Genomic DNA, 24,218 nt, shown 5'->3' on the forward strand with positions numbered 1-24,218 from the left:
AGCCGGCGCCACGCAGCACCCGCTCCGCACCGCCGGCGCCCAACGCATCTCATCTCAACGTGCATAACACGCTCTAAGCGTTTGGCGCCGGAGCAGCCGGCGCAGGCCACCGCGCAGGTGACCCATGCGCTGGCTGCCAACCGAGCGCTTTCGTGAGCGCAGTGCCGGTGCTCGAGCCCGCTGCTGCGTACGCACTGTGGGCGCAGGCGTATCCACCGCACGCGCACAACCCGGTGATGCTGGCCGAAGAGCGCGCCATGCTCGCATTGATGCCGTCCAGTCTGCAGGGCCAACACGTGCTGGACGCCGGCTGCGGCAGCGGCCGCTACATGCTGCACGCACTGCGCCGTGGCGCCCGGCAAGTGACCGGTGTCGACCTGTCGCCGCAGATGCTGCACCGTGCCGGTGCCGAGCTCGCACAGGACTGGCCGGCCGCACGCATCGTTTTGCAACAAGGCAGCCTGGATCAGTTGCCGTTGGCCGATACGGTGGCCGACCTGAGCGTGTGCGGTCTGGTGCTGGGGCACCTGCAACAGCTGTGGCCGGCGCTGGAAGAACTGCATCGCGTCACCCGCGTCGGCGGCATCGTGCTGTGCAGCGACGTCCACCCGATCGGCCACGCATTGGGCTGGCGGCGCGACTTCAAGGCCGATGGGCAGCACTACGCGGTCCGCCACACCCAGCATCTCTATAGCCACTGGCATTCGGCATGCACCGCACTCGGGTTCGCGATCCAAGCCGTGTCCGAGCCGATGCTGGACCCTGCGGATATCCCGGCCGGGGCGCGTTTCGACCAGATGGCGTTGCAGGTGCCGGTTGCGCTGGTGCTACGGCTGAGACGGATCGCGTGAGCAAGATCTTGCACACCGCAGCGGCTGTCTGTGCGTTGGGCGCTGCCGATCAGTGGCACGCTGCGGTCGCAGCGGCACACGGCAGCGACGTTGCGTCGATCGCCATCCAGGGGCTGCCGGCCCTATGAACCTGCACGTCGCACACCTGAATCTGGTTCCCACGCCCGATGGCCTGAACGTGGAGCAGGTATTCGCGCATTGGCCAACGTTGGCAGATATCGCCGAAGCTGTCGCCAGTGCTGGCGTGCAGGTATCGGTGATCCAGGCCTCCGCCTTGAATACCCGACTGCGCCGCCAGGGCGTGGACTATCGCTTCGCCGATCTGCACCAGCGTGGCAGCGCAGTCCGCGCCCGGACGCTTGCCGCCTTGCTGCACGAGATCGATGCCGATGTGCTGCATGTGCATGGTCTGGAATTCGCCGGCGATGCGCGGCGTCTGGCGCGCCTGCTGCCGCAGCTGCCGATCCTGCTGCAGGATCATGCCAACCGGCCGCCACGCTGGTGGGCCAGAAGCCTGTGGCGCGCACGCTACGCTGCGGCAGCCGGCATCGCGTTCACCTCGCTGGAACTGGCGCAGCCGTTCGTGCGCGCGCGCCTGTTTCGCCGCAGCACGCAGCTGTTTGCCATCCCCGAATCCAGCAGCCGCTTTACCCTTGGCGACCGATTGCAGGCGCGCGAGCAGACCCGCGTGCACGGCGACCCCTGTGTGGTGTGGATCGGCCATTTCAGTCCAGCCAAGGACCCGCTCTGTGTACTCGATGCGGTGGCCACCGCTGCGCGTCTGTTGCCCGGTCTGCGGTTATGGTGCGTGTTCGACCAGGCGCCACTGCTGGCGCAGGTGCAGCAGCGCCTGCGCGCCGACCCGCAGCTGGCCAGATGCGTGCACTTGCTCGGCAAGGTCGGGCACGCACACGTGCAGGAGCTGCTGCGTGCGGCGGACGTCTTCGTTTCTGCCAGCCATGCAGAAAGTTGCGGTTATGCCGCACTGGAAGCCTATGCCTGCGGGTGCCTGCCGCTGCTGACGGCCATTCCGTCGTTTCGTGCGCTCAGCGATGACGGCGCAGTGGGCGAGTTATGGCCGGTTGGCGATGCATCGGCACTGTCGGAACTGTTGTTGCGCGTCAGCCGGCAACGTCCCTCGCGTGCACAGGTGCGTGCCCATTTCGAGGCGCGCCTGTCGTTTGCCGCAGTGGGCCGGCGCTGGGCGCAGGCGTATACGCAACTACGCACGACCCCGCCGGAGCGCACCGCATGAAGCTAGCATTGGTGGTGCCGGGTGGTGTGGATCGTAGCGGGGAAGTGCGGGTGATTCCGGTATTCCTGACCTTGATCGAGTGGCTGGCACGCAACCATGACGTGCACGTGTTCGTGCTGCATCAAGAGCCGCAACCAGGCATCTGGCGCCTGCGCGGTGCCACGGTGCATAACATCGGCGCGCGTCGCACGCGGCTGCGCGCCATCGCCGCCATCTGCGATGAGCACAGACGCGCACCGTTCGCTGTGATTCAGGCGATTTTTTCCGGCTATTGCAGTTTGATCGCGGTGATCGCCGCCACGCTGTTGCGCCGTCCCAGCATGGTGCATATCGCCGGCGGCGAGCTGGTCGCCTTGCATCGCATCGATTATGGCGGCCGCCGCAAATGGCGCGGGCGTTTGCGCGAGGCGGTGATCCTGCGGCTTGCCGATCAGGTAACGGCTGCCAGCGCGCCCATTATCGATTCGCTGCAGGCGCTGGGCATCGCTGCGCAACGCGTGCCGCTAGGCGTGGATCTGCGCGCCTGGCCGCCTGCAGCGCCGCGCGCCCGCACCGGGCCGACCGCGCGCCTGCTGCATGTGGCAAGCCTCAATCCGGTCAAGGATCAGACCACCTTGTTGCAGGCAATGGGCGCACTCAAGCGCGCCGGCGTTGCCTTCACCCTGGACATGGTGGGCGTCGACACACTGGGCGGTGCCATGCAGCGCCTGGTGCAGCAGCTCGGCTTGCAGCGACAGGTACGTTTTCTCGGCTTCAAGACCCAGCGCGAGTTGCGGCCGATCATGCTGTCGGCCGATCTGCTGGTGCTGTCCTCGCTGCACGAAGCCGGGCCGCTCGTGCTGCTGGAAGCTGCCGTTGCAGGGGTTCCTACGGTGGGAACTGCGGTCGGGCATCTGGTCGAGTGGGCCCCCGTCTGCGCATTGGCGGTGCCGCCGGGCGACTGGGCCGGAATGGCAGAGGCCATCCGCCAGGTCCTCGGCGACGACGAACTGCGCTTGCGTCTTGCCTGGGCGGCGCAGTGCCGCGCCGTCCGCGAAGATGCTGCACTGACCACGCGCCTGTTCGAGCAGTCGTATCGCCAGTTGTGCGATCAGCGACCAATGCGCCGAGTGCGCTGACGCGCGTGGCAACGCAGCGAGTTGTTCGCAGCGCCCTTGCACTCACCGTTTGAAGGCTGCCGGTGGCGCCTGCGGAACCCTCACGTGCTGGCTCGCGCCGGCTGCAGATAGCCGTCCAGTGCCGCACGCACCACGTACAACATGTCCGTGCGCGGCACCGGTCTGGTCAGGCGCGTCACCAGGCGGCGCGCCTGGGTGTGGCGCACCCACGGCTGATCCTGCAGCCATAACTGTGTCTGCAGCATGTCCGCGCGCTCCTTGCGGCTTTCTGCCGAAGGCACCACACGGCTGTGCAGATACCGCCGCGCTTCGCCCAACGAGCGCGACCATTCGATGCCAGGCAGCGCCGACAGCCACAGGTTCGAGCACGATGCGGCGGTGAGCGTTTGCCGGGCTGCACGCATGCGCAGCAGCGCAGGACAGTCAGCATGCAGGCGCGCCATCACGGCAGGCGGCACCAGTGCGCGGTAATAGCGCTGCAGCAACAGCAGTGGCGGGAACGCCCACCATGGGGGCATGGCGCTGTCTTCCCACAATTGCTCCCAATCGCGCGGGCCCATGCGCGTTGCCAGCAAGGCAAGATCATGCAGATGCATCAGGCGAATGGTGCGGTGGCAGATGCCGCCGGCCGCATGCAGCAGCAAATGACACATCAACGCACCGATCGATGGATAAGGGTTCAAGCCCGGTTGCGGGCGCTCTGGCCGGATTCGTGCAGTGATCTCCACGCTGCTCACTGGCAGACGTTCCTGGATGTGCGTGTGTAGCTCGATATTGATCGGCGCATCGCGGTGTTCGCCCAGCCCGGCCACTGCCTCGCCCTGCTGCGGCTTGAATACCTGATGCTTCCACTGCTCGAAGGAGGCGACATAGCCCAGTTCGCACAACAGCGCCGCCGCTGCAGGTGCGTCGTCGGGTTCCACCAGCAAATCGATATCGGCCATTGGTCGGTCGCCAGGCAGATATACACCCAGCCGATGCAATGCGGTCCCTTTCAATCCCACCAGCGCGACGCCGGCACTGCGCGCAGCGGCATCGATGCGTGTCAGCAGCAGCGCGATACGCCGATGGCGGTCTTCGACATGGTTGCGCTGTTCGCTCAGGAAGGCATTCCATTCGGCGTTCTTCCACAACGAGCGGCGCTGCAACAATGGCGAAACGCCGTGCGCGGCCGCCGCCGCTGCCGCCAGCTGCCACTGCAGCCGGTCCCACTGCGGCAATGCATCGCCCGGCTGGGCCAGTTCCAGAGCCAGCCGTTCGGTCGCCGTCTGCAGGCGGTGCTTGATGGTGCGAAGGGAAGGCTGCATGCGCATGGTCCGGTCAGGCAAGGTGTCGAAGGGACGGTGTGGGAACGAGCGAGCGCTAGCCCACCAGGACGGCGCTCAGTTGCCGTGGCTGACGCGCAGCACTGGGGGGCATCGGCTCGCTGCGGTGCTGGGTTTCACTGGCGATCAAGGCAGACCAGCGTGCTTCCAGTTGGTCCGATGCCTGCGCGAACGCATCGGCTGTCATCGCAGCACGCGCCTGTTGCAGATCGACCTGCGTGTGCAGCAGATCGCGGACGGCGCGATAGAACCCGGAGTCGTACGCGCCACGGAACATCATCGCCAGGTCGTCGCTATCCTGCCAATGCGTCTTGCTGCCCAGCTGAGTCTTCACTTCTTCGTAGAACTTGGTGCCGGGCAGGGGATACGACACACTGACACCGATGATGTCCGGATTGGCCTGCGTCACCAGTGCGCGCGTGGCCAGGATGTCCTCGAGTTCCTCGCCCAGATAGCCCAGCTGGATGAAGAAGCCCACGCGAATGCCCTGCGTTCCCAGGCGCTCACGCGCGGCGATGACCTCGCCGACCTGGGTGCCCTTGGTCATCTTGTCGAGAATGCGCTGGCTGCCGCTTTCCGCACCGATCCAGGCCTCCACGCAACCGGCGCGCGCCAGCGCTGCGGCCATGCGTTCGCTGGCAAGGTCGGCGCGGGTCTGGATGCTGAATGGAACCGCGCCGTCGGCATCGCGCAATTGCTGCGCAAAGGTCTCCACCCAATCGATATGAAAGCCGAAGATGTCGTCGGCCATCCAGATATGGTCGGGCCGATACCTGCGTTTGAGGTGAATCATTTCTGCGGCCACCTCTTCGGCGCCACGACGCTTGTAGTGATTGCCCCAGATCGGCTTGGCGCACCAGTTGCAACGGAACGGGCAACCGCGCGAGGCGGCCATGTTCAAGCTGAAATGGCCATGCCGTTGTTGCCAGAAGCGCCGGTAGCGCGGCATGTCGACCAGGTCCCATGCCGGCAGGCCGCTCAGGCGTGCGTCCGGTGGTTGCGCGCCGGGATGTACGCGCATTGCCGCAGGCTGGCTGGTGGCGATTTGCGCAACCCCTGACAGCCAGTGTTCGGTGGTGACGTCCGGCTTCGCTTCGATGCGCTCGAGCAAGGAGATCAACGGGGCGATGCCTTCGCCGATCAACACCGCATGCGCGCCTGCGGCCAGGAATGCATCCGGATTGTCGGACGCATCCGAGCCGGCCACCAGCACGCGGCAGCCGGCGGCGCGGGCCTGCCCGATCATGCGGCAGGCGGCCTCGCGCATCCGGCTCAGGCACATCTTGGTGAGGAAGTTGAAGTTGTCTTCGTAGAACACCACTAGAGCCGGCTGCGCAGCGCACAGTGCAGCGGTGTAGTCCTCCACATCGTCGGCCAGCATTGCATCGAACAGGCTCACTGCATGCCCACGTTCGCGCAGCAGCGCTGCGACCTGCAGCGTCGCCAACGGTGGATAGGGCTTGCCGCGCTCCCATTGCTTGGGGTCGTAACGCAGGAAATACGAATGACTGACCTGGATCTTTACCATCTGCACAAGGCTCTCGTTCTCTCGCCAGGTGGGCGCAGCAGCGGCGTGCGCAGACACCGGCATTCGGCTCGGCAGTAGGTGCGCATGCAGGCGGCTTTGGTTGCGCCGCGTCGCATGCGGACACGGCTTGGGCGATGCAACCTTTCTGTGGAAAAGCAGCACACATCGACTGATTCAGCGCATCGGATGAAGGCATGCCGCAGTCGGCTGCATGGGTGGAAGACACGCCGCTGAGCGATGGCTCCGCCGCCATCGCAACAGGGGCCGCAGTGGCGGCAGATCCGTTCGGCGAGCATCGCCCGCGGTGCTGGGGCGTGCGCCGGCAGATTCTCGGTGCGCTGTTCCATTTCCAGAGCGATAGCCAAGCACTGCTGGCGCTTGTCGATGCCGCCTACGCTGGGTTGCCCGCGCATCGGTTGCCGGGCGCTCCGGAATTTCATGTCACGCTGGACCTGCTGCCGCGTGCGCCGGGTCGCACCGATGCAGAGCCGCCACCTGTGCGTACGCACGCCAGCGGCGGCCTGCTGTGCGGCATCATGGATGCCTGCAATTACCTGGTGCTCTCTGTGCCGCAGCGCCGCGCGATGCTGGTGGTGTCCGAGGACATGCTTGCCCACGCGTATCACGTGCGGTATGAACTGATCGAATTCGCAGTGTTCCTGCTGGCTGCGCGTGGGCTTGGGCTGGTGCCGTTGCATGGCGCGTGTGTGGGTCGACGCGGACGCAGCGTGTTACTGCTTGGCGCTAGCGGTGCGGGCAAATCGACCGTGGCCTTGCACAGCCTGTTGCATGGCCTGGACTTTGTCGCCGAAGACGGTGTCTTTGTGGCGCCCAATAGCCTGCTCACCACCGGCGTGGCCAATTTCCTGCACCTGCGTGCCGAAACGCTGGGCCTGGTCGACGCGCCCACACGCGCGTGGATCAGCGCATCGCCGGTGATCCGGCGCCGCAGCGGCGTGGAAAAATTCGAGGTCGATCTCCGCCATCGCCGCGCGCATCTCGCACCCAAGCCCATGCAGTTGCGTGCGGTCGTGATGGTGTCCAGGTCGCCGGCCATCGCATCGGCACCGCACCTGGTCGCGGTGCCTGGCGAGCAAATCGCCGCCTGCCTGGCTCGGGATCAACCGTACGCCGCCGGTCAGCCCGGCTGGCAGCGCTTTGTCGAACAGGTGCAGCGCATCGGCATGTTCACCTTGCACCGTGGCACGCATCCGCAGGCCTCGGTGGATGCGCTGCTGCAGCTGTTGCAATGAGGGGTTGTATGCAAGCGTCCTGGAACGCCACCGGCCCGCAGACCCTCGTCGCGCGCTGGCGCCTGCATGTTGCGCACGGATGAGCGGCCGGCGATGACAGCCGGCCAGCGCATGCGCACTGCATTGCACCGGTTCGCGAGCACTCTGGTGCCGACAGACATGCCGACGATTGCACTTTACGTCGGGTTATCGCTGGCTGCCGCGTTGGCCGGCAGCGTGGTGGCGGTGTGCCTGCTGCCGCTGGTGCAACCAGGCCACAGCGTGCAACTGGCGGGCTATCGTCTGGCCTTGCCGGGCGGGCTGGCGATGCAGGCGGGCGTGTTCATCGCAGTGAGCCTGCTGTTTGCCGCGCTGCGCTGGCAGAGCGCACGGCTGGCCGCGCAGCTGACCAGCCGCTATGCCATCGGTCTGCGCGGACGCGTGCATGCGGCGTTGATCGATGCGCCATTGCCGGCCTTGTCCGGGGCCAGCTCGGCAGAAATCGCCAACGTGCTCACGTATAACATCGAGATCGCCACGCAAGGCTTCAGCGCCGTGCTGCAGCTGCTGGTCGCGGCCATCACTGCGCTGGTGAGCGTGTGCATCGCGGGGCTGATCGCACCTGGGCTGTTGATCACCACCCCATTGCTGGCGGTGCTGGCATGGTTGGGCCTGCGCTTTTCCAGCAGTCACGCACACGCACGCATCAGCCGCGCGTATGTGGCGGACATGACGCGGCTGTTCTGGCTGAGCGAAGATTTCCCGCGTCGTTTGCGCCACGTACGCTCGTTTCAGCGCGAAGATCTCGAAACCCGCCGTTACGAGCGCATTTCGGCGCGACTGGGGCACGGGTATGCGCAGCAGCAAGCACTGGTTGCCGGCAGCCGCCTGCTGCTGGAACTCATCGCGATGGTCGCCATCGCCGGCATCCTGGTACTGGCCAATCGATGGCAGGGGGGCGATCGTGCTGCCCTGATCGCCGTCAGTCTGTTGCTCGGCCGTCTGTTGCCGTACCTGGTCACCACGCGGCAGAGCATTCAGCAATTGCGTTCGGCGTGGCCGGCGCTGCAGCTGTGGCGCCGCTATGTCGACCTGGGCGCTGCGCGTGTGCACGTTCCGGAAGAAATGGCCGAACCATTGCCGGCTGCGCTGCATATCGAACACATCGGGCTGGCGCTGCCGCTGCCCCAACTCGCGATCGAATCGATATTGCTGGTGCCAGGTCAGATGGCCCTGGTGGTCGGTGCCTCCGGCGTGGGCAAGAGCAGTCTGATGGATGTGCTCTCCGGTCAGGCGCCGCCGGCGCAGTTCGTGGCGCACATGGGCGGACGTCGGCTGACATTCTCGGCATATCGACATCTGGTGCGGCACAGCGCCTACATCGGCCAGGGCGTGCGGCCGTGGCAGCACACAGTGCGCGAATGCCTGCAGTGGGCGTTGCCGGGTGCCTCTGACGCTCGCATGTGGGAGGCGCTTGTAGATGTCGGCATGTGTGCACGGCTGCAGCGCGACGCGCAAGGTCTGGACACGCCGATTCATGCGCAGGGCGGGCGCCTGTCCGGCGGCGAGTTGCAACGCTTGCTGCTGGCGCAGGTATTGCTGCGTCGGCCGACGCTGGCCGTCCTGGATGAAGCAACCAGCGCCCTGGATGCCGATGCCGAACATCGGGTGCTGAGCACCCTGCGCGCGCGCCTACCGCAGAGCGCGCTGGTCGTGGTGTCGCATCGCACTAGCCTGGCCGCGGTGGCAGACCGCACGGTGACACTGGGCAGCGCACCTCTTGAACCGGGGCATGCCGGCACGGCGGAACTGGCGGCGAAGCTCGGCGCGCGATGACGCGTCGTCGGCTGGCAACCGGTCGGGGGATCAACCAGGGGCGGGGGCGGTGCAGCGGCCTGCGGCGATAGAGAGGTGGCGGATCAGATCCGCCGGCTGATCATTGATCCGCTATCGCTGACAGAACCGAGACCGTTGTCGGGCACGCACCGACGTGCGCTAAACCACACGCAGCACGATGGCTTACACGTCTGGCCTTCCGCAGGCGTTTCCTCATCCGTACTCACCTGCAATGTCTTCCAGTGCACGATTGCGCGTGCGTGGGCCGAACACCGCAATCACGCTCGCCACGATCGACATGCTGAGCGCGATGAAGGCCAGCACGCCATGGCTGCCAACCTGCGTCAGCAACCAGCCGATCAGCACGCTGCTCACTGCCGTGGAGAGGCGACTGAAGGAATAGCAAAAGCCCACTGCACGTGCACGTAAGCCGGTCGGGAACAGCTCCGCTTGATAGCCATGATAGGCAAAGCTCATCCACGCGTTGCAGAACGCGACCATCGCCCCGCACAGCACCATGCCGACGGCGTGATGCTGCACCGCGAACAGCCCACCGCACAGAACAGCGCCCAGCGCCGACGCGGTGATCTGCCATTTGTTTTCCCAGCGCTGCGCAAAACGCAGCAACAGCAATGGCGCCAGCGGGTAGGCCAACGAGATCGCAAACGAATACGCCAGGCTCTTGGTCACCCCGGCCCCGGTGCCCTGCGCCGAGATCAGCGCAGGCAACCAGTTGCCGAAGCCGAAGAAGCCGATCGCCTGAAACACATGGAAGACCACCAACATGCCGATGCGCCCGCGATACGGCGCACGCCACAGCGGCGCGCTCAGCATCACGCTGGCCTGCGTGGCTGTGGCCGCCTGCGGCGCGGGCAATGGCGCACCCACATCGCGCGTGCAGCGCGCCTCCAGTTCGGTCAGCACGGCATCGGCTTCTGCGTGCCGGCCGTGCGCGGCCAGCCAGCGCGCCGATTCCGGCAAGCGGCTGCGCAGCCACCAGATCGCCAGCGCAAACGCGCCGCTGAGCAACACCACCCAGCGCCAGCCGCTCACCCCCAGCGGCGCAGACGGCACCAACATCCATGCGGTCAGCGCGACCGTCGGTACCGCCAGAAATTGCACGAAAAATGCAAATGCAAACGCCGCACTGCGCATGTGCCGCGGTACCAGCTCGGATAGATACGTATCGATGGTGACCAGTTCGATTCCCAACCCGATGCCGACCACAAAGCGCAGCACGATCACACCGCTGGCAGTGCTCTGCAGACCCATCGCCACGGTCGCAGCGGTGTACCAGATCAAGGCGAAGGTAAACACCGGGCGACGCCCGAACCGGTCGGCAAACGGGCTCAATAGCGCGGCGCCGACAAACAACCCAAGGAAGGTGGCCGCCGCAAATGCGGCTTGATCGGACATGCCGAACGCGCCGTCGGTGCCGTTGGCAAAAATGCCGTCGCCAATCAGCCCGGGGCTGATGTATGCGGTCTGGAACAGGTCGTACAACTCGAAGAACCCGCCCAGCGCCAGCAACCCCACCAACCGCCACAGTGTGGCGCTGGCTGGCAACCGATCGATCCGGGCGGCGATCTGCGCAGAAGACGAGGGCTGTTCGGGGCGCGCTGAAGCACTCGCAGACATGGGAAGACAGGGGCAGACGGGACCGCGTCATCATAGCCAGCGTCCAGATGCCGCAGCGGGCACGCTTCGTCGCGCGGTCGATGCGTTCGTCTGTGATGAGCGGACACTGGGCATCCAAAGTGCGCCCAACTGAGCAAGGACCAGCGCTCTTCACCGCAGCCGCAACCGCACCGCCCTCGCCAACAGCAAGCGCAACAATACGGGTATCGCGAGTCGGTCAGCCCGTGCGCCCAATGCGTTGTCCGACTGCTGGAATGCTGTAATCCCTCACGGCACCCAACACGCCGCTGGCAATGCCGCCGGGCCAGCCCCATCTCTGGCATATCACTCTTCCCGGAGTCATCCGATGACCCCCATTTCCGTGCTCGACCTGGCGCCGGTCTGCGAAGGCAGCGACACCACCCATGCCTTCGCCAACATGCTCGATCTGGCCCAGCACGCCGAGCGTTGGGGCTATCAGCGCTACTGGCTGGCCGAACACCACAACATGCCAGGCATCGCCAGCGCTGCCACCGCCGTGCTGATCGGTCACGTCGCCGGCGGCACCAAGACCATTCGCGTGGGTGCCGGCGGCATCATGTTGCCCAACCACGCGCCGCTGCAGGTGGCCGAACAATTCGGCACGCTGGCATCGCTCTATCCGCAGCGTATCGACCTGGGCCTGGGCCGCGCGCCGGGCACCGATCAGCCCACCGCCCGCGCATTGCGCCGCTATTTCGACAGCGCCGATCACTTTCCGCAGGACGTGGCCGAATTGATGCGCTATTTCGCGCCGGCGGTGCCGGGGCAGCTGGTACAGGCCGTGCCCTGCGCCGGGCTGGAGGTGCCGGTGTGGCTGTTGGGATCGAGCCTGTTCAGCGCACGCCTTGCCGCCGCGATGGGCTTGTCGTTCGCGTTCGCCTCGCATTTCGCGCCGGACGCGATGGACGAAGCGGTGGCGATCTATCGCCGCGAATTCCGCCCGTCCGCACAGCTCGCCAAGCCGCACGTGATGCTGGCCCTGAATGTGGTGGCGGCCGAGACGCAAGCGCAGGCACGGCGTCTGTTCACCACCCAGCAGCAAAGCTTCGTCAATCTGCGTCGCGGCAAGCCGGGCAAGATCCCGCCGCCCATCGACGATATCGACAGCTTCTGGCAACCGCATGAGCGTGTCGGGGTGGAGCGTGCACTGGCCTGCACGGTGCTCGGCGATGCCGAGCAGATTGCGCGCGGCGTGGCCGAGTTCATCGAGCGCCACACGCCCGACGAGCTGTTGTTCACCGCCAACATCTACGACCACGCCGCGCGTCTGCGCTCCTTCGAAATCGCCGCTGCCGCGTGCCGCGAGCCGGACGTGACCTTGGTGTGATTCACGTCGCTTTGCGCAGCGATCCGCTGTGATGCGTGCACATCCATCAGGAAAACCAGCATGCAATTTCAAGAACGCAGCGAGAGCATCAAGCAGTTGGCCGAATTGATTCGCGGGGTGGACATCGCGATGTTCACCACCGTCTCGGCCGACGGCAAATTGGTGAGCCGCCCGCTGGGGACGCAGGAAGTCGAGTTCGATGGCGACCTGTGGTTCGCCACCGCCGCCGACAGCCCGAAAGTAGCCGAAATCGCCGCCGATCCGCGCGTCAACGTGGCTTATGCGTCGGCGTCGAAGAACACCTATGTCTCGGTGGCCGGCACTGCACGCGTGGTCGACGACCGGGCCAAGATCGACGAGCTGTGGTCGCCGGCGATGAAGGTGTTTTTCCCGGCCGGCAAGGACGATGCGAACCTGCGTTTGATCCACGTGCGTGCCGAATCGGCCGAATACTGGGACGGCCCCAGCGGGTTGCTCGGCAAGGCGCTGTATTTCGTGATGACGGCGGTCACCGACGATACCGGCAGCCTGTCGGACAACCGCGTGGTCGATCTGAAGTAACCGCGTCGCAAGCGACGCGCCGGACGCGCTGCGCTCAGCGCCAGGCGTCCGGCCACCAATCGCGAATCAGATCCACCAGCTGGTCGGAGGTGACGCCGAACACGGCCACCGAGATCAGCGCAGCTGCCCAGCCCACCAGCATCAGCGCGCCGTCGCGCTCGAGCAGGGCCAGCGCGAACAGCAGCAGGATCAAGCCGAAAATATAGTTGGTGAAGGGGATCGGCAGCGTCAGCAGGATGCCGACCAACACCAATAGCAAGCCGGTGAGTAGCTGCGCCGGCATTCCATCCAGCATGCCGTGCAACCGCGGTTTGAGCAGGCGATCCAGGCGTTGCAGCGTCGGTCCCAGTTTGGCCACGAAGCGCTGACTGGTCCGACGGCGCGGCCCACGTTCGCCGATGAAGCGCGGTACCCACGGCTTGCGCAGGCAGCACATCATCTGCAGCCCGATCAGTATCGTCAGTGGTCCGCTGATGCCACCGGCGACGCCGGGAATCGGAATGAACGAGGGCAGGATCGCAAGAAACAGGAACACGCCGAAGGCGCTTTGCTGCAGGTCGGCCAAGATCTCGCGAACGCGCAACACCTGGTCCGGATCACCTTCGCTGAAGGCTGCCAGCAAGCTGCGGATGCCTTCGTTGCGGTAGCGCATCTGCTCGTTGGCATCATCGCGCGGCGCACTGCCGTCACCCGACGATGTCATCGCTGTCCTCGTCGCCCACCCGGCTCAGCAGCAACTTGTCCACGCGCGCACCGTCCAGGTCGACGATCTCGATGCGCCAGCCGGCCCAATCGAAGAATTCGCCGGCCTGTGGAATGCGCCCGAAATAGTAAATGCACAGGCCCGCAAGCGTGTGGTAGTCGCCTTCGTCGGCGTCGGGCAATTCGGCACCGAGCACTTCGCGCAATTCTTCCACCGGCAGCGAACCGTCGATCAGCAGCGAACCGTCCGCGCGCGTGACCACCAACGCGTCTTCGTCGGTATTTTCCACCGCCTGCAGACGGCCGACCACCGCGCCCATCAGGTCGCTGATGGTCACCAAGCCACGGATTTCGCCGTATTCGTCGACAACCAGCGCCATCGACTGCTGTTCTTCGCGAAAGATTTCCAGCAGCTTCATCGCGTGCGTGGATTCGGATACGAACAAGGTGTCGCGCAGCGCCTGGAACAGGTGCGCGCCGTGGCCGTCCATGCGCGTGACCAGCGATTTGACTTCCAGCACGCCGGCAATGTCCTGGTCGCTGCCGCGGTATACCGGGTAGCGCGAAAATTCGTGCTCGCGCATGATCTGCAGATTGCGTTCCGGCTCGGCGTTGGCGTCCAGCCAGGCGATGCGGTTGCGCGGGGTCATCAGGCTGTCGGCGGTACGATCGCCCAGCCGCATCACCCGATTCATCATGTCGCGCTCGTGCGCGTCGATCACCCCGGCCTCGTGGCTTTCGGCCACCAGCATGCGGATCTCTTCTTCGGTGACCGAGGCCGACTCGTCCTTGCCCATGCCCAACATGCGCAGGACCAAGCGAGTGGAGCGCGCCAGCACCCACACCCCGGGCGCGGCGATCTTGGCCAGCCAGGCCATCGGCACCGCGACAACGCCTGCGATGTCTTCGGAATTGCGCAGCGCCAGCCGTTTGGGCACCAGCTCGCCGAAGATCAGCGTCAGGAACGTGATCAGCGCCACCGCCAGGGTGCTGCCGATGACCACCGAATACGGGCGCGGCTTGCCGACCAGTTCGAACGTGCCCGCTAGGGCCGGGAACACACTCTGCAGCCAGCTGGCAATGGCTTCGCCGATCGCTTCGCCGCCGAACACGCCAGTCAGGATGCCGATCAGGGTGATGCCGATCTGGACCGTGGACAGGAAGTTTTCCGGGCTTTCGGCCAAGGCCAGGGCCCGCGCGGCGCGCTTGCTGGAACCGGCCATCTGCTTAAGGCGGCTCTTGCGCGAGGTCATCAACGACATCTCAGACATGGCGAAGAAGCCGTTCAGCACGATCAGGGCGATGACGATCAAAAACTCAACCACGGGCGTCTTCCCCGGTCAGTGAAGGGGAGGGCGGGGGAGCACTGGGGCTACCGGCGGGCGCACGGGCCGGGCGGCAACACGGGGGGATAGGGTCGTCTTCCATAGGGTGCGCCCGAGGGCGCGGTGGCATGGTAGCAAACCACAGGGTGGTTCGAGCCGGGAAACGTCGATGTGAAGGCCGCTCCCGGCGCGAGATACCCAGAGAGGTCATGGAACGGTCATAATTCGCGTCTGGCGCCGTCTCTCCCTCGACGGCAGGAAGTTGTCCACCCATGTTCTCGTTGCAGACCATCTTCGGTTCCGGCAAGCAGTTCTATGCGCTTCTGAACGAAGCGGCGCAGGCCGCCTACGACAGCACCAAGGCGTTGCACGCCATGATGCGCGAGTCCGACCGCCAACCCGCGCTGGACGCCTTCAAGCTGGCCCGGCTGCGCGAACGCGCCGCCTCCGACAAGATCGGCCAGGCGCTGGTGGACAGCTTCATGACCCCGATCGAGCGCGAAGACATCGAAGCGCTGGGCTCGGCGCTGTACAAGATTCCCAAGCAGGTCGAGAAATTCGCCGACCGCTATTCGCTGGCCACCAAGCACCTCGAACACATCGACTTCGCCCCGCGCGCCGCGATGCTGGAGCAGGCCGCTGGTGTGGTCGTCGAGATGGTGGCCGACCTGCCGGACATGAACATCGACCGCATGACCGCGCTCAACGACAAGCTGCGCATGCTCGAAAACGAAGCCGACCGGCTGATGCTGGAGCTGTACCGCGACATCTATTCCGGCCGCCTGGACACGTTGCAGATGTTCCTGCTCAAGGAGTTCTTCGAGATTCTGGAAAAGGCCATCGACCGCTGCCGCGAGGCCGGTGTGGTGGTCTACCAGATCGTGCTGAAGAACAGCTGAGGTCGCCGCGTGCTTACCTTAGTTCTGGTGGTGATCCTGGCCGCGTTGGTGTTCGAGTTCATCAACGGCTTCCACGACACCGCCAACTCCATCGCCACCGTGGTTGCCACCAAGGTGCTCTCGCCCGGTTGGGCGGTGATGCTGGCAGCCGGCATGAACCTGATCGGCGCGCTGACCGGCACCGCCGTGGCGCTGACGATTGCTTCTGGCCTGCTCAACACCAACGTGGTCGAGGTCACCCCGCAGGTGATTTTGTGCGCGCTGCTGGGCGGCATCATCTGGAACCTGATCACCTGGTGGAAGGGCCTGCCGTCGTCGTCCTCGCATGCCTTGATCGGCGGCCTGTGCGGCGCCGGTCTGGCCGCGGCGCACAACGACTGGGACGCGCTGATCTGGTCGGAAAACATCGGCAACTGGGCCAAGAACAAGGGCCTGTTGTGGAAGGTGTTCGTCCCGATGATCACCTCGCCGATCGCCGGTTTCGTGCTCGGTATCGTGGTGATGGTGCTGCTGTGGGCGATCATTGCCGGCATGTCCAAGATAGGCGGCCCGATCGGGCGGCTGGCGCGGCCGCGCTGGGTCAATGCGTTCTTCGGCAAGGCGCAGATCGCCTCGGCCGCGTACATGGGCTACGCGCACGGCCACAACGACGCGCAGAAGACCATGGGCATCATCGCCATGACCCTGATCGGCGCGCAGTCGGCCGGCGCGCTGGACGACCTGCCGAGCTGGTTGTCGTTCCTGCATCCGGGCACCGGCCTTGCGGCCGGCGCCGGTATCCCGATGTGGATCGTGCTCACCTGCGCGGTGGTGATGGCTGCAGGTACCGCGTCGGGCGGTTGGAAGATCATCAAGACGCTCGGCCACAAGATGGTCAAGCTGCATCCCATCCACGGCTTTGCCGCAGAAACCAGCTCGGCGACGGTGCTCACCGTGGCGGCGCATTTCGGCATGCCGGTGTCCACCACGCACAGCATTTCCACCGCCATCATGGGGGTGGGTTTCGCCAAGAATCCGCGTTCGCTGCGGCTGGGTGTGATCGAGCGCATCGTCTGGGCCTGGATCCTGACCATCCCGGCTGCTGGCGGCGTGGCGTACCTGATCCTGACGCTGTTCGAGCTGTTGGGCTGGACCTGAGCGGTGCCGCGGTGCGGTCACGCACCGTTGGCAGACTGCGATGCCCTTGCCGTATGGACCTGCTTCCGGCAGGTTGCCCCGCATGCCATGAGTGAGACCCTTTCTCGATGATGCTTGCCCTGGTGTGCGTGTTGTTCGGGTTTGCCTGGTTGATCGACCGACGCGGATTGCGGCGGTTTTCCCGCGTGTTGGGCCTGGCCAGCTTGCTGCTGGTGTTCGCGGTGGGGTGCGGTCCGTTGCCCTCCTGGATGCTGCAACACCTGCAACGCACCGGGGTCAACGATTTCAACGCGTGGGGCGCGCGCAACGTCATCGTGCTGCTGGGTGCCGGCACCGTGCGCCCGGAAGGCCGCGACGCGGTGGCCGAAGCCAACCTGTTCGCCTATGGCCGCATCGTCGAATCGGCGCGGCTGTATTGGCAATGCCGGCACAGCGGTGGCGATTGCAAGATCGAGATCAGCGGCGGCGATGCACGCGGCCTGGGCCTGTCCGAAGCGGTGGTCTATCAGCGTGTGCTGCTGGGCCTGGGCATTCCGCGGGCAGATCTGATCATGGAGCCGTCGAGCATGAACACCTGGCAGAACGCGCAGTTCAGCCAGCCCTTGCTGCGCGACTACCGGCCCGATCGCATTGCGTTGGTGTCCTCGGCCACGCATCTGCGTCGGGCCGAACTGTATTTCCGCCACTTCGGCATCGATGCCACACCCGTGCGCGCCGACTGGCTGACTGCCACGTGGTCGATCCTGCCGCAGAGCTACAACTTCACCCTGGCCGATGTGGCCCTGCACGAATACCTGGGCATTGCCCGCTATCAGGTCTACCAGTGGTTGGGGTGGAACGTGCAGGCGACCGCCCCTGGCGCGGTCTGAGCGCGGCACGACGCGGCTGATCCATCGCCGAGCGTCCACACGCCCGGCGATGCGAGCAATCAGCGCGTTTCGTACATCGCCTCGACGTCGTTACGGAACGCGGCCTGGCTGTCGGCACGGTTGTAGAACATGTGGCCGCCCGGATATTCGCGCACCTGCACGCGTTTGCTGTCGCTGCCCATGGCCGGCATCTGGTCCACCGTCAGGACCGAACCCATGAACGGGCAGGAGAGGTCGTTCCAGCCGTGCGCGATCAACACGCGCAACTTCGGATCGATCGCCACCGATTGACGCAGCTGGGTCACTGCGCCCTTGCGAAGCTCGTCGTTCCAGTCCCAGAGCTTGTTGACGTCGTAGTTGAGCGCGCGATACTGCGCATCGATCTTCCAGCCGACCACGCGGGTCACGAAGTCCACCATTGCGGTGGTGGTGGGCGCAATGATGCTGTCCAGCAGCGGGTCGTTGGCGCGTTGTTCGGCATCGTTGGGAAAAGGGTCGAAGGCGGTCACGTTGGAGTCGTAACGGCTGCCCAATTCGCCCTTGTCGCGAAACACCTCGCGCAGATAGGCCTGGGTTTCCAGGCGCCCGCCGGAGCGTCGCACATACGCCGGGTCCAGCCCGGTCATGCGGGTGACCTGCTGCAGCATCGCTTCGGTAGCCTGCGGGTCGGTGCGTCCTTTCATCAGCGCCACCGCGTAATCGCTGCGGGTGTAGTCGATCACCTGGCGCATCGCGCTGTCGCTGAGCTGGCCCTGGCGCTCCAGGTGCGCAGCAGCGATCGAGGGAAGCGTCAGCATCCATGCCAGGGGCGACACATCGCCGTTGTCGTCCAGGGTCGGGTTGAGATACGGCGACACCAGCACCACGCCGTTCATCGCCACGCCCAGCTGCGTCTGCAGGTAATGGGTGATGCGCGGGCCGCGGAATCCGCCATAGCTTTCGCCGACCAGATATTTGCGCGCCTGCAGGCGGCGGTTTTTGAGCAGCCAGTCGTAGATCACCCGAGAGAGATATTCCACGTCCGCCTGCGGTTGTAGAACTGCTTCTTGGCATCGTCGTCGCCGATCAGCGCGCGGCTGAAGCCGGTGCCCACCGGGTCGATGAAGACCAGGTCGGTGAAGTCCAGCCACGTGCCCGGGTTGTCGCGCAGTTTGGCCGGTGCCGACGCACTGTCGCCTTCGGCGCCGAAACCGACGATCTTCGGCCCGATCGCGCCCATGTTGAGATACACCGATGCGGCGCCCGGCCCACCGTTCAATGCGAAGGTCACCGGGCGGTTCTTGCCATCGACGGTGTAGGCGGTGAATACCACCTCGCCCGTGGTCTTGCCCTGCGCATCGCGTACCGGCAGCGTGCCGACCGTGGCGGTATAGCTCAGGCTACGGCCGGCCACGCGGGTGTTCTGACGCACGCTGGCGTCGGCCGGCAATGGCGCCTGTTTGGCGGCGGCATCGGATTTGGCGTCGCTTTGCGCATCGCTTTTATCGGCTTTGTCTGGCGCTTCGGCCAGCGCCGTCCCGCTGAGTAGCACACAGGCCAGCAGGCCGGCGCGGAGAAAGAAGGGCATGGGCATCGATGTGGAAGCAGGGGAGTGCCGATGCTAGGCCCCGGCAGCACTCGGTGGATGTGCACAAAGGCATATGTGTCGCGTCGACCGATGTGGCTTGCCTGGCCTGGAGCAGTATGTGCCGCAGCAGGCAGCCGTCTGACTCAAGGGGAAAGGTTTGCGCAGTCCGCTGAAACAAGCATCGACGTCAAAGAAAATCGATAACACGCCCTTCTCCCATCGGGACATTGTCCTGCTTTATGGGGGGGGGGAGGTGCCCCCGCAGGGGCGGATGAGGGTACGGGCGAAGCTCTCGCAATGTTCGATTGCACGAGGCTTCGCCTGTACCCTCCCCCCAACCCCCGGCCCGCGCTCGCAGCGCGGGCGCTCCAAGGCACGCGCGCCAGTGGCGCGCAACCCGTGCCTTCTCGCCCCCGGCGGGAGGGGGGCTTTCAAAGCTTCCGGGTTTTTAAACTTCCAGCGACGCCAGATCGCCCTTGGTTTCCAGCCACTGCTTGCGGTCGCTTGCGCGTTTTTTGGCCAGCAGCATGTCCATCAACGAACGCGTCTGCTCGCCGTCGTCGATGGTCAGCTGCACCAGCCGACGCGTGTCCGGGTGGATGGTGGATTCGCGCAGCTGCTGCGGATTCATTTCGCCCAGGCCCTTGAAGCGGGTGACGCTGATCTGGCCCTTCATCTTCTCGCGCGCGATCTTGTCCAGCAGCGTGGTCTTTTCTTCTTCATCCAGCGCGTAGAACACCTGCTTGCCCACGTCCACGCGGAACAGCGGCGGCATCGCCACGAACACATGGCCGGCGGCCACCAACGCAGGGAAATGCTGCAGGAACAGCGCCGTCAGCAGCGTGGCGATATGCAGGCCGTCGGAGTCGGCGTCGGCCAGGATCACCACCTTGCCGTAGCGCAGCCCGGTGATGTCGTCCTTGCCCGGGTCGCAGCCGATCGCGATCGCCAGGTTATGCACTTCTTCGGAGGCCAGCACGCTGCCGGAAGCCACTTCCCAGGTATTGAGGATCTTGCCACGCAGCGGCAGGATCGCCTGGAAGTCCTTGTCGCGCGCCTGCTTGGCCGAGCCGCCGGCCGAATCGCCTTCGACCAGGAACAGTTCGGTGCGCGACAGATCCTGGCTGATGCAATCGGCCAACTTGCCGGGCAGGGCCGGGCCCTGGGTGACCTTCTTGCGGACGATCTGCTTCTCGGTCTTCAACCGTGCGCTGGCGCGATCAATGGCGATCTGCGCGATCTTCTCGCCGATCTCCACGTTCTGGTTGAGATACAGGCTGAAGGCATCGTGTGCGGCGCCTTCGATGAAACCGGCGGCCTGGCGCGAAGACAGGCGTTCCTTGGTCTGCCCGGAAAATTGCGGATCTGTCATCTTCAGGCTGAGCACGAAGGTGACCCGGTCCCACACGTCTTCCGGCGCCAGCTTGACGCCGCGCGGCAGCAGATTGCGGAAATCGCAGAACTCACGCAGCGCATCGGTCAGGCCCGAACGCAGGCCATTGACGTGGGTGCCGTGCTGCGCCGTGGGGATCAGGTTGACGTAGCTTTCCTGCACCAGCTCGCCTTCCGGCACCCAGGCCGCGGCCCAGTCGACGATTTCGGTGTCTTTTTTCAGGCTGCCGACGAACAGGTCGGCCGGCAGCAGTTCGTGCTCGGCCATCTCACCTTTCAGGTAATCGCGCAGGCCGTTCTCGAAATACCAGCTGTCCTGCTCGCCGGTTGCCTCGTCGTGCAATTTGACGGTCAGGCCGGGGCACAGCACCGCCTTGGCGCGCAGCAGGTGCCGCAACGCACGCACATTGAATTTGGGCGTATCGAAATACTTGGGGTCGGCCCAGAAGCGCAGCCGCGTGCCGGTATTTTTCTTGCCGACGGTGCCCACCACTTCCAGCTTGGACGCAGCGTTGCCATCGCGAAACTCCATGCGGTGCTCGCTGCCTTCGCGCTTGATGAGCAGCTCGACCTTGGTCGACAGCGCATTGACCACGCTCACGCCCACGCCGTGCAAGCCACCGGAGAAGGTGTAGTTGCGGTTGCTGAACTTGCCGCCGGCATGCAGCCGGGTCAGGATCAGTTCCACACCCGGAATCTTTTCTTCCGGATGGATGTCCACTGGCATGCCGCGGCCGTCGTCGGACACTTCGCAGCTACCGTCCTTGTACAGCGTGACTTCGACCTGCTTGGCGTAGCCGGCCAGCGCCTCGTCGACCGAGTTGTCGATCACTTCCTGCGCCAGATGGTTCGGGCGCGCAGTGTCGGTATACATGCCGGGGCGGCGTTTGACCGGGTCCAGGCCCGACAGCACTTCAATATCGGCGGCGTTATAACGGGTGTTCATGCATCTCGTTGGCACGTGAAACGACGCGCAAGTGTGGGGGCTGAGCCGATTTTTTGCACGCGACCGGCGTTCAGTGGGTGGCCGGGCAGCATTGGCTACCCTGGCGTTGGTTTCGAAATCAAACGTCCCCACCTGAGGATGTCACCGAAGCCAAAGAGGACGCCATGAAGTTCAAGCACATCCTGATGCTCACCCTCGGTGCGGCGGCAGTGGCAGCGCTTCCCGCCATGGCCCAGGCCGCTCCGCAGCAGACCGGACAGGGCGCCGCCGCTCAAAAGACCGACGACGCGAAGGCCAAGACCGAAGCCGAGCGCAAGGCCGAACGCCGCGCCGCCGCTGCCGCGCAGAAGCCCAAGGCCGATAGCGCCCCGCGCGAGGAAGAGGAAGAAGAAAAGCCTGCACGCTGATCGCGCGGCCTAGCCGCCGGATCCCACCGACGCCCCGGCATTGCCGGGGCGTTTACTTTTGGAACATGTCAGACCACTCAGCAGTCGCCCTGCCGGTGTAGCCGATGCCGGAAGTGGCACGTGACGCGCGTGCCTTCCGGTTCCTGCAGAGAGCCCGCAATCGCCTGGCGACTGCCCCTCATCTCTGTCGGTCGCTCAGGCCTGCGCGGCATGCACTGTTTCAACGTGTGATGACCTTGTCGTCACGCAACCCTTGGGCATTCGCCCGTCACCCGCTAAACTATGGCTTTCCGGGAGGCTTCAAGCCCCATGACCCCCCTGATTTTCGTTACCGGCGGCGTAGTGTCCTCGCTAGGCAAGGGCATTGCCGCCGCTTCGCTTGCGTCCATTCTTGAAGCGCGTGGCCTGAAGGTCACGATGATGAAGCTGGACCCGTATATCAACGTAGACCCGGGCACGATGAGCCCGTTCCAGCATGGCGAGGTCTACGTCACCGACGACGGTGCCGAAACCGACCTGGATTTGGGCCACTACGAGCGCTATGTGCGCACGCGCCTGTCGCGCAAGAACTCGGTGACCACCGGCCGCATCTACGAGAACGTCATCCGCAAGGAGCGTCGCGGCGATTATCTGGGCGCCACCGTGCAGGTGATTCCGCATATCACCGACGAAATCCGTCGCTGCATCGACGAGGCCACGGCCGGGTTCGATGTCGCGTTGATCGAAATCGGCGGCACCGTCGGCGACATCGAATCGCTGCCGTTCCTGGAGGCGATCCGCCAGGTGCGCACCGAGCGCGGCGCCGAAAAGGCCATGTTCATGCATCTGACGCTGGTGCCGTACATCGCGGCAGCCGGCGAGTTGAAGACCAAGCCGACCCAGCATTCGGTCAAGGAACTGCGCTCGATCGGCATCCAGCCGGACGTGCTGCTGTGCCGGTCCGAGCAGGCGGTGCCGGATTCGGAACGCCGCAAGATTGCGCTGTTCACCAATGTCTCCGAGCGTGCGGTGATCAGTTGCCCGGATATCGACGTGCTGTACGGCATGCCGCTGGAGTTGCTGCGCCAGGGACTGGACGAATTGGTCATCGACCAATTCAAGCTGCGCGACAAGGTGGCTGCAGCGGATCTGTCGGAGTGGACGGCCGTGGTGGACGCGGTCAAGCATCCGCTGGACGAGGTCAACATCGCCGTGGTCGGCAAGTACGTCGATCACCAGGATGCCTACAAGTCCGTGGCCGAAGCGCTGCGTCACGGCGGCCTGCGTCAGCGCACCAAGGTCAATCTGAAGTGGCTGGAAGCGCAGGATCTTGAGGGCAGCGACATGTCTGCGTTGCAGGACATCGACGGTATCCTGGTGCCAGGCGGTTTCGGCGATCGCGGTTTCGAAGGCAAGGTGCAGACCTCCAAGTTCGCGCGTGAGCAGAAGGTGCCGTATTTCGGTATCTGCTACGGCATGCAGGCGGCCGTGGTGGACTATGCCCGCCATGTTGCCGATCTGGATGCGGCCAACAGCACCGAGAACGATCGCCAGTCGCCGCACCCGGTGATCGGCCTGATCACCGAATGGCGCACCGCCACCGGTGAAGTGGAAAAGCGCGACGAAAAATCCGACCTGGGCGGCACCATGCGCCTGGGCCTGCAGGAGCAGCGCCTGAAGCCCGGCACGCTGGCGCGCGAGGTGTACGGCAAGGACGTGGTGGCCGAGCGGCATCGTCACCGTTACGAGTTCAACAACCGCTATCGCACCCAGCTGGAAGACGCCGGGCTGGTGATCTCCGGCAAGTCGATGGACGACACCCTGGTGGAAGTGGTGGAGCTGCCGCGCGACACGCACCCGTGGTTCTTGGCTTGCCAGGCGCATCCGGAATTCCTGTCCACCCCGCGCGACGGCCATCCGCTGTTCATCGGCTTCGTGCGTGCGGCGCGCGAGAAGAAGGCGGGCGGGAAGTTGTTGAAGGAAGCGCGCGCGTGAGCAGTCCCTTCTCCTGTCGGGAGAAGGTGGCGCGAAGCGCCGGATGAGGGGGCGCCGCAACGCACTGGAAGATGACAGCCATGACGAGCGCGTCACCACGCGCCAGCCAGGGCAAACCATGGGGCTTCACAAGCGCTTCGCCAACCGAACCCTCACCCGACCCCTCTCCCGATGGGAAAGGGGCTCAGATGACTGCCTTCTCCCACCGGGAGAGGGTGCCTCGTAGGGGCGGATGCGGGTACGGGCGAAGCCTCATGTGCCTAAATCATTCAACTATTACGTGCCAATCGTACCCTCACCCCAACCCC

General features: G+C 65.2%; 18 protein-coding genes and 1 pseudogene. 12 read left to right on the top strand and 7 right to left on the bottom strand.

Annotated elements, in window-relative coordinates:
• The first annotated feature begins 152 nt into the window (after nucleotides 1–152).
• The 3 genes from EO156_RS10170 (at nucleotide 153) to EO156_RS10180 (ending at nucleotide 3,224) form a co-directional block, all read left to right on the top strand.
• A complete protein-coding gene (locus EO156_RS10170; protein WP_005924265.1) occupies nucleotides 153–851 on the top strand; it encodes a class I SAM-dependent methyltransferase in 699 nt (232 codons plus the stop codon).
• A 124-nt stretch (nucleotides 852–975) separates the two neighbouring features.
• A complete protein-coding gene (locus tag EO156_RS10175; RefSeq protein ID WP_005919599.1) occupies nucleotides 976–2,106 on the top strand; it encodes a glycosyltransferase family 4 protein in 1,131 nt (376 codons plus the stop codon).
• Complete coding sequence (locus EO156_RS10180) at nucleotides 2,103–3,224, top strand: glycosyltransferase family 4 protein (RefSeq protein ID WP_003481789.1); 1,122 nt, start codon at nucleotides 2,103–2,105, stop codon at nucleotides 3,222–3,224. The genes EO156_RS10175 and EO156_RS10180 overlap by 4 nt, the downstream gene beginning before the upstream one ends.
• An 80-nt stretch (nucleotides 3,225–3,304) precedes the next feature.
• On the opposite strand, the gene EO156_RS10185 is transcribed toward EO156_RS10180, so the two are convergent.
• Nucleotides 3,305–4,531, bottom strand: coding sequence for a nucleotidyltransferase family protein (locus EO156_RS10185; RefSeq protein WP_026007312.1), 1,227 nt, complete (start codon nucleotides 4,529–4,531; stop codon nucleotides 3,305–3,307).
• A 55-nt stretch (nucleotides 4,532–4,586) separates the two neighbouring features.
• Entirely contained in the window at nucleotides 4,587–6,140 is a 1,554-nt protein-coding gene (locus EO156_RS10190) for a radical SAM protein (RefSeq protein ID WP_016851562.1), read from the bottom strand.
• A gap of 131 nt (nucleotides 6,141–6,271) precedes the next feature.
• On the opposite strand from EO156_RS10190, the gene EO156_RS10195 reads away from it, so the two are divergent.
• Both EO156_RS10195 and EO156_RS10200 read left to right on the top strand, forming a co-directional pair.
• The gene (locus EO156_RS10195) at nucleotides 6,272–7,330 is read left to right on the top strand and encodes an Hpr(Ser) kinase/phosphatase (protein ID WP_016851561.1); all 1,059 of its coding nucleotides are present in this window, start codon (nucleotides 6,272–6,274) and stop codon (nucleotides 7,328–7,330) included.
• A gap of 93 nt (nucleotides 7,331–7,423) precedes the next feature.
• Nucleotides 7,424–9,145 (top strand): ABC transporter ATP-binding protein, encoded by a 1,722-nt coding sequence (locus EO156_RS10200; protein WP_016851560.1) that lies wholly within the window; start codon nucleotides 7,424–7,426, stop codon nucleotides 9,143–9,145.
• A 213-nt stretch (nucleotides 9,146–9,358) separates the two neighbouring features.
• Here the strand turns inward: EO156_RS10200 and EO156_RS10205 are convergent, their stop codons facing one another.
• Complete coding sequence (locus EO156_RS10205) at nucleotides 9,359–10,783, bottom strand: MFS transporter (RefSeq protein ID WP_029828722.1); 1,425 nt, start codon at nucleotides 10,781–10,783, stop codon at nucleotides 9,359–9,361.
• Nucleotides 10,784–11,129: 346 nt separating this feature from the next.
• Here EO156_RS10205 and EO156_RS10210 point away from each other — a divergent pair, with 346 nt between their 5' ends.
• Together EO156_RS10210 and EO156_RS10215 are read left to right on the top strand one after the other, a co-directional pair.
• Complete coding sequence (locus EO156_RS10210) at nucleotides 11,130–12,131, top strand: LLM class flavin-dependent oxidoreductase (RefSeq protein ID WP_033482669.1); 1,002 nt, start codon at nucleotides 11,130–11,132, stop codon at nucleotides 12,129–12,131.
• 60 nt (nucleotides 12,132–12,191) lie between these two features.
• A complete protein-coding gene (locus EO156_RS10215; RefSeq protein ID WP_016851089.1) occupies nucleotides 12,192–12,692 on the top strand; it encodes a pyridoxamine 5'-phosphate oxidase family protein in 501 nt (166 codons plus the stop codon).
• Nucleotides 12,693–12,726: 34 nt separating this feature from the next.
• On the opposite strand, the gene EO156_RS10220 is transcribed toward EO156_RS10215, so the two are convergent.
• Entirely contained in the window at nucleotides 12,727–13,395 is a 669-nt protein-coding gene (locus EO156_RS10220) for an exopolysaccharide biosynthesis protein (protein WP_003481805.1), read from the bottom strand.
• Entirely contained in the window at nucleotides 13,379–14,719 is a 1,341-nt protein-coding gene (locus EO156_RS10225; RefSeq protein ID WP_003481807.1) for a hemolysin family protein, read from the bottom strand. The genes EO156_RS10220 and EO156_RS10225 overlap by 17 nt, the downstream gene beginning before the upstream one ends.
• Nucleotides 14,720–14,991: 272 nt before the next feature.
• Between EO156_RS10225 and EO156_RS10235 the strand changes: the two genes are divergently transcribed.
• The 3 genes from EO156_RS10235 to EO156_RS10245 all read left to right on the top strand — a co-directional run bounded on the left by EO156_RS10235 (nucleotide 14,992) and on the right by EO156_RS10245 (nucleotide 17,624).
• A complete protein-coding gene (locus EO156_RS10235; protein WP_003481809.1) occupies nucleotides 14,992–15,618 on the top strand; it encodes a DUF47 family protein in 627 nt (208 codons plus the stop codon).
• Nucleotides 15,619–15,627: 9 nt separating this feature from the next.
• Nucleotides 15,628–16,755 (top strand): inorganic phosphate transporter, encoded by a 1,128-nt coding sequence (locus EO156_RS10240; protein WP_005919584.1) that lies wholly within the window; start codon nucleotides 15,628–15,630, stop codon nucleotides 16,753–16,755.
• A gap of 107 nt (nucleotides 16,756–16,862) precedes the next feature.
• Entirely contained in the window at nucleotides 16,863–17,624 is a 762-nt protein-coding gene (locus EO156_RS10245) for an ElyC/SanA/YdcF family protein (protein WP_003481813.1), read from the top strand.
• Between the two features lie 59 nt (nucleotides 17,625–17,683).
• Here the strand turns inward: EO156_RS10245 and EO156_RS10250 are convergent.
• Nucleotides 17,684–19,191 (bottom strand): annotated as a pseudogene (locus EO156_RS10250) (S10 family peptidase).
• Between the two features lie 448 nt (nucleotides 19,192–19,639).
• Nucleotides 19,640–21,529, bottom strand: a complete 1,890-nt coding sequence (parE, locus tag EO156_RS10255) for a DNA topoisomerase IV subunit B (protein ID WP_016851088.1) — start codon at nucleotides 21,527–21,529, stop codon at nucleotides 19,640–19,642.
• Nucleotides 21,530–21,693: 164 nt separating this feature from the next.
• On the opposite strand from parE, the gene EO156_RS10260 reads away from it, so the two are divergent.
• Nucleotides 21,694–21,936 (top strand): hypothetical protein, encoded by a 243-nt coding sequence (locus tag EO156_RS10260; protein WP_003481819.1) that lies wholly within the window; start codon nucleotides 21,694–21,696, stop codon nucleotides 21,934–21,936.
• 309 nt (nucleotides 21,937–22,245) lie between these two features.
• Nucleotides 22,246–23,910 (top strand): CTP synthase, encoded by a 1,665-nt coding sequence (locus tag EO156_RS10265; RefSeq protein WP_016851087.1) that lies wholly within the window; start codon nucleotides 22,246–22,248, stop codon nucleotides 23,908–23,910.
• The last annotated feature ends 308 nt before the right edge of the window (nucleotides 23,911–24,218 follow it).

The sequence above is a fragment of the Xanthomonas sp. DAR33341 genome (genome assembly GCF_003992815.1).
Taxonomy (GTDB): domain Bacteria; phylum Pseudomonadota; class Gammaproteobacteria; order Xanthomonadales; family Xanthomonadaceae; genus Xanthomonas; species Xanthomonas cissicola.